The organism is Streptomyces malachitofuscus, assembly GCF_055571035.1.
The window spans coordinates 34,467-43,525 of sequence record NZ_JBVIGA010000026.1; the positions used below are offsets into that span (position 1 = coordinate 34,467).

The following is a 9,059-nucleotide window of genomic DNA, read 5'->3' on the forward strand; positions in this document are numbered from 1 at the left end:
AGCGACACGCTCAGGACATGCTGGCCGCCGCCCTCTACGGGCACAAGAGCCGGGCCCGTGAGCGGATCGACCGGTGGTGGGCGGCCGGCGGAGCCTACCGCGAGAAGGTGTGGCGCGGTGCGTGGTTCCTGCTGACAACGGCACACTTCAGGTTCGGCAACCACGAGCAACCCGAGCGGGTCATTCCGGTGCTGGAATGCCTGCTCGAGGCCGACCCCGCGTCCCCGTACCGGCCGCGGGTCCGGCTGACCGCCTGTCTCCCGCAGACGGCCGCCGACCCGCCGTACGGCTTATACCGGGGCGATCCATGGGTTCGCCGACTGGTCGAAGCCGCGCTGAGCTTTCCCGATCCCGGATTGCGCCAACGTTTGGCAGAGCTGTTGTCCGTCACCGACCAGCCGGGCCTGCTGGACGCTCTGGAAACCGCCTTCCGGCCGCGTGCGCAGCTGGGCCCGACCTACCTCGGCGCGGCACCGCCCGGCCATGAGACCCGGTGCAACCTGTGGTCCGGGGGCGAGCCGACCGCGTTGCTGGAGATCGTCTGCGCCAACCCGAACCTGCCCCGGTCGCCCGCACAGCCCGACGACATCGATCTGTCCTTGCTCGCTCTGGTCAAGGACCGGCCCGATCTGCTGCCGGCCTACGAACAGGGCGCCCTGGCCGTGCGGCTGCTGGAGTATCTCGGCACTTGGCTGCCGGAACAGATACACGAGCAGTGCCGCCGAGCGTTGCGCGACCTGTCGGCGGGAGCGGGTGTCGAGGCTGTGTGTGACCGGGCCGTCTTCGGTGACGCCGAGGCCATCGCCGCGGCCCGCGATGCCGGATACCGGCCGGCCGACCCCGCCCGGGCCCCCGTCTTTCTGCTGCTCACCCGCCAGTTCGCGGCCTATCGCGAGGCCGACCCGGACGGACGGGTCCTGCAACTGGCATGCGCTGCAGGCAGGTTGAGTACGAGAGCATGCGACGTCATCGTCGATCGCATACTGGCAGGTCTGAGCACAGATCTGCCGGACGATGTCGCCACAGCCGTACGGCGGTCCCTGCGTGACCTCGGTCCCCTGGACGACCCATCCGTGGAGAACGTCGAACGCCGGGTCATGCGACGGGCCGTCCTGGCCCGCGCGACCGAGCTCGAGCCGGAGGCGGTCGCGGCCGTGGTCGACGCAGGCTATCTGCCCGACGACGACCAAGGGCTGCTCCCGTTGCTCTTCCTCACCGAGCAGTTCGAGCGGTACGACCGTGAAGACCCCGACGGCACACGGTTACGCGCCGTCCTCACCGAAGAGCGTTACCGGTATGAACACGAACATTTCCGTACGGTGGCGGAGCGGGCGGGGCGTCCGGATCCCTGGCCGCCCCCTGTGCCCTCGCCGTCAGGCGACCGGACGTCGACGGGACACGCCACCACATGGCCGAGCAGCTTCGGCATCGGCCACTTCTGAACCGCGGGTTCCGGCGTCGGAATGCGAGAGTGGGGCTACAGGACTTCCAAGGCGCCGGTCTCCGTGTCGAAGCTGCGCAGAGTGATGAGCCGGGCCGACAGCGGCGGCGCCGGCAGCAGTTCGGGAATGCGCCGACCGGCGAAGGCTCCGGCCCGTCGGGTGCGGCCGAGGGTGATGTGCGGGCTCCAGCGGCCGGGTTCGTGGAAGGGGCTGAGGCTCCCGGGCGGGCTGTCCGAGGCCACCGCCTCCCATACCCTGCGATGCAGACCGGCCATCGCGGGGTCGCGGTCCAGCGACCAGGCCAGCACCGAGGTGGGCCGCTCGAAGCGCACCAGGCCGGTGAAGCGCACCGGCAGCGGCAGAGCGGCCGCCACTTCGGCGAGCTCCCAACGGATCGGGGCGGTCAGTTCCGGGCAGGCGGCCAGGGTCAGGTGCGGACTGTTGGTCGGCGAGCGGTGGCGCGCCTGACTGGGCAGCCCCGCTTCCGCGAGCCGCCGCCAGGCCTCCCGAACCGCCAGCTCCGCCGCCTCGTCCAACAGAAGCTCGACCGTGCGCACCACACCAGCCTACCGGCGGTCAGTGAGTGATCATGTCCTCGTGAGCCGGGCCGCACCTGCTCGAAGGTCCGCACTCGCGTCCAGTCAGCCCTGGTCGGCGCAGGAATGGGGCGTGGCGCGACGTCGTATGCGCAAGGGCAGTACGTACCAGCAGAGGCCGAACCACAGCATGACCGCGACGACCAGTACTTCGGCCAGAACGCCGGGAACCACGAAACGCAGGATGAGGAGCAGCGTGCAGCCGATGGTCAGCGCGAGCAGGACCATGCCGCACATCATCAGTCGGCAGGCGGCCTCCACCACTTCGTTCTTCATCCGCTGGCCGGACAGGAAGCGGTGGATGGAGACGGGCGCTATGAGCGCTCCGGTGGCCGAAGCGCCGAGTACCACGGTGGTGACGTAGATGACGTGGTCCACCGTTCCGAGCTGCCGGAACAGTGGAGTGAAGGCCACGCTCAGCAGGAAGCCGAAGAGGATCTGCACACCGGTCTGGGTGACCCGTGTCTCCTGCAGCACCTCGTTCCAGCGGCGGTTGACCCGCTCACGCGGGGACTCGGGCTCTTCGGCACCGGCTCTCGGTCCGTGACCGTCGTGGTGTGTGCAACGCGCGGTTTCCTCCTTCACCGACGTGGCCGACTGTTCCGTCATTGTCATGAAACCCTCCCGATCGCAGGTCGACCGTCTGCCCCGACCTCGCCGGTTTCATGCTTCAGTCCGCTTCCGGCCCGAACCGCTCCTTGTATGCCGACGGAGTGATGCCGGTCTCGCGGCGCATCAGGGTGCGCAGATTGGCGGCGGTGCCGAGCCCGCTGCGCCGGGCCACCACCTCGAAACGATGCTCACCTCGCTCGATCAACCGGCAGGCCAGGGCGAGTCGTTCACCCGTGAGCCATGTCAACGGCGTCGTGCCCAGTTGTGCCCGGAAGCGGCGATGCAGCGTCGCCGGGCTGACGGCCGCACGGGCCGCGAGGTCGGAGACCGTGAGCGGTGAGTCCAGTCGTTCCTGGGCCCAGGCCAGGACGGGCGCCAGGGACTCGTCCGGCAGGTCGGGCATGGGGCGCTCCACGAACTGTCGCTGTCCGCCGTCCCGGTGCGCGGCGAAGACCAGGCGTCGGCTCACGGAGTTGGCCACCTCCGCGCCGTGGTCGCGGCGGACCACATGCAGCCCGAGGTCGAGTGCGGCCGCGCTCCCCGCAGCGGTGAGGATGTCGCCGTCGTCCACGAACAGCACGTCCGCTTCGAACCGGACGGAGGGGAAGCGGGCCCGGAAGGAGTCCGCCCACTGCCAGTGCGCGGTGGCCCGTCGGCCGTCGAGGACTCCGGCCTCCGCCAGGGTGAAGGCGCCGCTGCAGAAGCCGACCAGGCGCGCACCGCGGGCGTGCGCCCGTCGTACGGCATCGAGCACGGCCGGGCGGCGGGGCACCTCGACATCCGGGCGGTTCGGAACGATCAAGGTGTCCGCCGCGTCGGCCGCCGCCAGGTCGGCGACTCCCGTGAGGGTGAAGAACCCGTCGCGCATCAGGGTGCGGGGCTCGGGGGAACAGAGAGTGAAGGCGTAGAGGTCACGGCCGATCTCCGGTCTGCGCAGACCGAAGACCTCGGTCGCACAGCCGAGCTCGAAGGGGTTCGAGTTCTCGTCCACGATCACGACGACCCGGTGTGCGCCGTTCGCGTGGACGGCGTGCGAGGATTCTTGCGTCACCTGCGATTCCTAGCACTCACACGGACGCTGCGGAAGGGCCCAGGATGGGCTCATGAGCGACGAACCCATCCTTCTCGGCAAGGCGCTGGCCTCTTTCGATGCCCTGTGGAGCCCTCGCATCGTCACGCGCGTCAACGACTACGACGTCCGCATCGCCAAGGTCGAGGGCGAACACCTCTGGCACGTCCACGATGACACCGACGAGTTCTTCCTGGTGCTCGACGGGGAGTTGCACATCTCCTTGCGCGAGCCCGGCGGTGAACGCACGGTCCTGCTGCCTCAGGGGGCGGTCTTCACGGTCCCCCGAGGGACGGAACACAAGCCCTTTGCTCCGTCCGGCGCCGCCATCCTGATGTTCGAGCCCACGGGGACGTCGACCGTGGGCGATCGCCACGACGAGGTCCCGGACCACGTGGACTCGACGACCGGGCATGCGCTCAACGCCTGAGCAGGCGGGCTTCGGTCCCATAAGCGGCTTCCGGGACCGCTTGCGGCCGGTCAGCGCATCAGCAGGTCGATCACGCCCGTCAGGTCCTCCTCGCCGCCGCCCTCGGCCAGGCGGCGGCGCATCAGCTCGAAGTATGGGCTGAGCAGCTCCGGACTGACGCCCTGCTGCTCGGCTGTGCTCAGGAAGGTCGGCGTGCCGGCCACCTGCATGGCGAGGGAGGAGACGACGCCCTTGGTGTAGTCGCCGCTGCGCAGTTGCTCGGCGGTCTGGTGAACCGACGGGGCCATCGCGACGAGCCAGTCGGCGAGCAGCGGGGCGAACGACGCGGGGTCGATGTCCTCGTCGCGGATCAGGGCGAAGGCGTGCGCGACCCCGGCGAACATTCCGTACATGGCGCTGAGCAGGGCCACGTCGTGCAGGGCGGCGAAGCCCGCGTCCTCGCCGACGTAGGTGGTGCCGGCCGGGACGACCAGGGTCTCCCGGTGCTGCTGGAACAGCTCCGGTGAGCCGCTGTAGAAGACGTACCCGCCGGCTTCCGGGACGCCGATCATCGGAGGGACGGCCATGATGCCGCCATCCAGGTAGCGGGCGCCGCGCCCGCGGGCCCACTCGGCGCGGGCGCGGGCCTGGGCGGGGGTGCCGGTGGTCAGGTTGACGAGGTCTTTTGCGGTCAGGTCCGTGCCGGACAGCACCTCCCCGACGGAAGCGTCGTCCATCAGACAGACGACGATCAATGTGTTCGCCGTGACCGCTTCAGCGGCGCTGTCCGCGACCCGTGCTCCCTCGGCGGCGAGTGCCGCGGCGCGGGACGAAGTGCGGTTCCAGACGGTGAGGGGGTGACCGGCGGCGAGCCAGGTACGGGCCAGCGCGGTGCCCATCGCGCCCAGGCCGAGCAGGGTGACGGGGGTCTTCTCAACAGTGTTCCGTGTCATGCGGATTAGGCTGGCCCCAGGTGCAGAGGTGATCAAGTACGCACTTGGCAGTGGGTGGTTACCTCGAGGTGAGCGAGCATGTCGGAGGGGTGGGCCATGGCGACGCTGAACCGGCCGGGTGCGGCGGACGGCCACGTCTGCGGGATCGACACCGCGATGGAGGTCATCGGCGGCAAGTGGAAGGTGCTGATCCTCTGGGCTCTCCACGAGCACCCCCACCGCCGCTTCGGGGAACTGCGCCGACTGGTTCCCGGCATCACCGAGAAGGTGCTGGCCTCACACCTGCGCGAGCTGGAAGCGGACGGTGTCGTCGACCGCGTCTCGCACGACGAGGTACCGCCACGTGTGGAGTACTCGCTGACCGAGGACGGCAGGCGCCTCAACGACGCACTCGAGCCGCTGGCCGCCTGGGGCCGCGAGCGGCCTACCACTCGAGGGCCGGAGGAGTAGGCGGGCCGGGGTCCTTCCGTGCACGCGCCGGAGCACACGTATCGGCACATACCAGCGGAGCAGCATGCAAGAACGCGTGGGGCGCGAGTTGACACACCGGTGGGACACCGCTGCACAACGGCTGCTGCAGCCTGCCCGGCCTACGGTATGCGCATGAAGGAGCGTTCAAGTGAAGTGCCCGCCGACCTCTACCCGGACGTGGCGGGGTCGGGCGGCTTGAGAGAAGCACTCGCCGGCGAAGCGGCTCGCCAGGGACACGCAATCGGCCCCGTTCGATCTGTTGAGGGGTTCGCCTCGACGGTGGCCGTGTGCTGTGTCCGCGGAGAGGCGCGGTTCACGGTCTACGCGACCAACGAGGAGGAACGCGAATTCCGTGTTGAGATCTCCGAGGGCACCGGATGGCCCGGGGGCGCCTTCGGCAGCACCGACAGCCTCACAGTGGTGGCCGCCCTCCTGCACGCATGGGGCGGGGGCGCATCGATCGGTCAGCTGCGCCGCGAGTGGACGTTCCTGGCGGATGACCCGCTCAAGGCGGCACCTCCTGGCAGGGTCGTGTCGACCGCCTGGCGGCTGACCTTGGAACGCTCGCGGACGATCAGGCTGGGCGATGCCGAACTCGCCGAAGCGCTCTATGCGCAGCCTGCCTTGCGCGTCTTCTTCCCGTGGCCGTCACACGGCCAGTTCAGCCTGCTCAGCAGCACCGCTGATCCGTTCCATGAGGAGCTTCCGCGGGTGATACCGACCATCGACGGGCTGTGGAACGTGGTCGCGCAGGGGTCCTCGCAGACACCGTCACGTGTGCTCGGTACCGGCCTCGGTGCCGACGAAGCCGCGGCGCTGGTCGCAGCGAACATCCCAGCGGGCAGCGGCCCGGCCGTCGAGGGAGGCTGGCCGGGGCGTCGTCACGACGCATAGCGGATGGAGGCGGATTGTCAGCGGTCCGCTTCGCCGAGGGCGATCGTCACTCGCCGAGCGGTCTGCGCGACCCGGGAGAGCAGGGTGCGCAACTGCTCCGCGTTCTGGTCGTCGAGGTCGGTGAGAAGGCGGGCCTCGGCGGCGGCGAGGCTGCGCCGCACCTGGGCGAGGCGGCTTCGCCCGTCTGCCGGTAGCGGTCGGCCCACCGCTGGGCGGTGGTGGGAGAGACCTGGAAGCGTTCGGCGGCCCGGCGCAGTGCACTGACGAATACCGTCGCCGCAGGGGCGGCGACATCGACGGGTTCGAGACCCGCGGCGGTGCCACGGACGACAGCCGCTCCGTCGGGCCTGCCGTGACCGCGCTGCCGGGTACCTTCGGCGACGGCGAGAAGGCCGCGAAGGCGGTCATGCCGGCCGTGGACACCGCGTTCTGCACGGGACCTCAGCACGCGAGAGGACTGGGCACCGCTCAGTCCGTCATGCCCGGGCAGTCACCAACGGGCGGGCCAGGAAGTCCCGGATGTGGCCGACCGCGGTGTGCAGATGGCTCTCCAGGAGGAAGTGACCGCCTCCGGGCAGCAGATGGATCTCGGCGTCCGGCAGGTCCCGCTTGAAGGCTCGCGCGCCGTCGGGGCCGAAGATGAGGTCCTCGGCTCCCCATATCGCCAGGAGCGGCACCTGGCTCTGCCGGAAGTACTCGTGCACCCGCGGATAGAGAGGCGGGTTGGTGGCGTAGTCCCGGAAGAGAGCCAGCTGCGCGAGGTCGTTGCCGGGACGGCTGATGTCCCGGTGATCGGCCGTCCAGGTGTCGGGGTCGACCAGTTCGGGGTGTTCCACCCCGTGGAGGTACTGCCAGCGGACGGCTTCGAGACTGAGTGCGTGGCGCGCAGCCGGCTCCGTGTCAGGCCCTGGATCGTTCGTGTAGGCCCATACGGGCTTCCAGAATTCCGGCACGAACCCCTCTTCATAGGCATTGCCGTTCTGGGTGATCACGGCCGTGACGGCCCCCGGGTTGCGCAGCGCGAGCCGCCAGCCGATGGGCGCACCGTAGTCCTGGACGTACATGGCGTAGCGAGTAACGCCCAGCCCGGCCAGGAATGCTTCCGTGATGTCCGTGAGCGCGTCGAACGTGTACGGGAACTCGTCCGCCGCCGGAGTGTCGGAGTGGCCGAAGCCCAGGTGGTCGGGAGCGATCACCCGGAACCGGTCGGCGAGTTCGGGGATCAGCCGGCGGAACATGCGGGAACTGGTGGGGAATCCGTGCAGGAGCACGACGACCGGAGCGTCCTGAGGTCCGGCTTCCCTGTAGAAGATGCGATGCCCCTGCACCGTGGCGTACTGGTGGCGAGTCTCCCTCATGCCTAACCCCTTTGGGTATCTAGAGCGGTTACCTACAGAGCAAGTGGACAGGATTCAATCTAACCTGTCAAGTCAATTAAGAGGGTTAGAAGACTCAGATCATGCCGGACTGGGAGGCGACCGGCGCGACAGGAGACCCTGCGATCCGCAGGCGGGCAGCAAAGAGGGTGACTCCGTCGACGTACCTGCTCGCAGGACCGGCGAGAAAGGGACGCTTTCGGCGACCCCCTCGAGGCCCACCGGCCTTGCCCCGCGCGTTGACCGCGTCGGGCATCGCGATCCGATCACCGGACATGGCAGCGGTGCCGTCCGTCCTGACCGGACCGGGCGAGACGGTGTTGACCCGTACGCCGCTGCCGCCGAACTCGCAGGCCCAGTAGCGGATCATGACCTCCACACCCGCCTGGGAGGCGCCCCGTGGGCGGCTCCGATCGGTGCGGGCGTCCGGGCCGTGCGGCGCATCCACCGGTCTCCCTCCGTCTCGTCCGTGGTGACGGGGGGGAAGGCAGGAAGACGGTGGCCGGCGGGACGTCACACCGGGGAGTCAAGCCGGCAGTGCTACCCCGGCAGGGGGTGGGTGAGTACGGTCGCGGCGCCCGCTTCCGCTATGCGTCGCGCATCGGCAACCACGGCTCCGGTGTCCTTCTTGCCCCGGAGCCGCCGAGCACGATCACGACCGGCTGCTCAGCTCAACAACCGGTTCCGGACCGCGGCGAGGACGTCCGTGCGGCTGCGCGGGCCGTTGTCGGCGGCGATGAGGTGGTCGCCGATGCGCAGCGAGAAGGTGATCAGGCAGCGGGCCTCGACCTCGCCCTCGTCGGGGCAGAAGGCCCCGTAGAGCTCGCGCAGGTAGTCCATGCGCCGGTTGTCGGCCCGGCGCAGGCAGCGTACGACGTCGTCGTCGCGGCGGGCCCAGTCACGGATCGCGAGCTCGACGCCTGCACTGGTCACCAGCGCTTCGCCGGAGCCCACGTAGTCGAAGAGGCGCCCGAGCCGTTCGCGGGCGTCGCCCGGGTCGCGCTCGATGCGCTCGATGACGTCGTCGGTGACCCCGCGCTCCCAGGTGTCGAGCATTTCCTCCAACAAGGCGGCGCGGTTGCGGAAGTAGCCGTAGAAGCCGCCCTTGCTGACGCCCAGCGCCTGGGCGAGGACCTCCACGCGCACAGCCTCGGGGCCGCCGGCGGCGAGGGCTCGCAGCCCCTCTTCGATCCACTTCTCGCGCGGCGTGCGGATCGCGCCCATGCCGTGTCTCCCC

General features: G+C 69.7%; 12 protein-coding genes and 1 pseudogene. 4 read left to right on the top strand and 9 right to left on the bottom strand.

Features of this window, described 5'->3' with window-relative positions:
• Nucleotides 1-17: 17 nt before the first annotated feature.
• Complete coding sequence (locus ACZ44S_RS31055; RefSeq protein WP_466934804.1) at nt 18-1,442, top strand: hypothetical protein; 1,425 nt, start codon at nt 18-20, stop codon at nt 1,440-1,442.
• A 35-nt stretch (nt 1,443-1,477) separates the two neighbouring features.
• Here the strand turns inward: ACZ44S_RS31055 and ACZ44S_RS31060 are convergent, their stop codons facing one another.
• From ACZ44S_RS31060 to ACZ44S_RS31070, 3 genes are all read right to left on the bottom strand, one after another.
• Nucleotides 1,478-1,999, bottom strand: a complete 522-nt coding sequence (locus ACZ44S_RS31060; protein ID WP_466934806.1) for a 2'-5' RNA ligase family protein — start codon at nt 1,997-1,999, stop codon at nt 1,478-1,480.
• Nucleotides 2,000-2,083: 84 nt separating this feature from the next.
• Nucleotides 2,084-2,653 (bottom strand): DUF6328 family protein, encoded by a 570-nt coding sequence (locus tag ACZ44S_RS31065; RefSeq protein WP_466934808.1) that lies wholly within the window; start codon nt 2,651-2,653, stop codon nt 2,084-2,086.
• A gap of 55 nt (nt 2,654-2,708) precedes the next feature.
• Nucleotides 2,709-3,701: a GlxA family transcriptional regulator gene (locus ACZ44S_RS31070; protein ID WP_466934811.1), complete on the bottom strand. Its 993-nt coding sequence runs from the start codon at nt 3,699-3,701 to the stop codon at nt 2,709-2,711.
• 52 nt (nt 3,702-3,753) lie between these two features.
• On the opposite strand from ACZ44S_RS31070, the gene ACZ44S_RS31075 reads away from it, so the two are divergent.
• A complete protein-coding gene (locus ACZ44S_RS31075) occupies nt 3,754-4,149 on the top strand; it encodes a cupin domain-containing protein (protein ID WP_466934813.1) in 396 nt (131 codons plus the stop codon).
• Between the two features lie 50 nt (nt 4,150-4,199).
• Here ACZ44S_RS31075 and ACZ44S_RS31080 read toward each other — a convergent pair whose 3' ends face one another.
• A complete protein-coding gene (locus tag ACZ44S_RS31080; protein ID WP_466934816.1) occupies nt 4,200-5,081 on the bottom strand; it encodes an NAD(P)-dependent oxidoreductase in 882 nt (293 codons plus the stop codon).
• Between the two features lie 78 nt (nt 5,082-5,159).
• Here ACZ44S_RS31080 and ACZ44S_RS31085 point away from each other — a divergent pair, with 78 nt between their 5' ends.
• Entirely contained in the window at nt 5,160-5,531 is a 372-nt protein-coding gene (locus ACZ44S_RS31085) for a winged helix-turn-helix transcriptional regulator (RefSeq protein ID WP_466934818.1), read from the top strand.
• Between the two features lie 153 nt (nt 5,532-5,684).
• Nucleotides 5,685-6,446 (top strand): DUF6193 family natural product biosynthesis protein, encoded by a 762-nt coding sequence (locus ACZ44S_RS31090; RefSeq protein ID WP_466934821.1) that lies wholly within the window; start codon nt 5,685-5,687, stop codon nt 6,444-6,446.
• A gap of 17 nt (nt 6,447-6,463) precedes the next feature.
• On the opposite strand, the gene ACZ44S_RS31095 is transcribed toward ACZ44S_RS31090, so the two are convergent.
• The 5 genes and pseudogenes from ACZ44S_RS31095 to ACZ44S_RS31115 all read right to left on the bottom strand — a co-directional run bounded on the left by ACZ44S_RS31095 (nt 6,464) and on the right by ACZ44S_RS31115 (nt 9,046).
• Nucleotides 6,464-6,607, bottom strand: coding sequence for a hypothetical protein (locus ACZ44S_RS31095; protein WP_466935100.1), 144 nt, complete (start codon nt 6,605-6,607; stop codon nt 6,464-6,466).
• Nucleotides 6,547-6,702 (bottom strand): annotated as a pseudogene (locus tag ACZ44S_RS31100) (helix-turn-helix domain-containing protein); the annotation flags it as partial. The gene ACZ44S_RS31095 and the pseudogene ACZ44S_RS31100, both read right to left, overlap by 61 nt.
• 220 nt (nt 6,703-6,922) lie before the next feature.
• Nucleotides 6,923-7,804 carry an alpha/beta fold hydrolase gene (locus tag ACZ44S_RS31105; RefSeq protein WP_466934823.1) on the bottom strand — a complete coding sequence of 294 codons (882 nt, stop codon included), beginning with the start codon at nt 7,802-7,804 and terminating at the stop codon, nt 6,923-6,925.
• Nucleotides 7,805-7,898: 94 nt separating this feature from the next.
• Entirely contained in the window at nt 7,899-8,270 is a 372-nt protein-coding gene (locus ACZ44S_RS31110; RefSeq protein ID WP_466934825.1) for an SDR family oxidoreductase, read from the bottom strand.
• 218 nt (nt 8,271-8,488) lie between these two features.
• Nucleotides 8,489-9,046, bottom strand: coding sequence for a TetR/AcrR family transcriptional regulator (locus ACZ44S_RS31115; protein ID WP_466934828.1), 558 nt, complete (start codon nt 9,044-9,046; stop codon nt 8,489-8,491).
• Between the last annotated feature and the right edge of the window lie 13 nt (nt 9,047-9,059).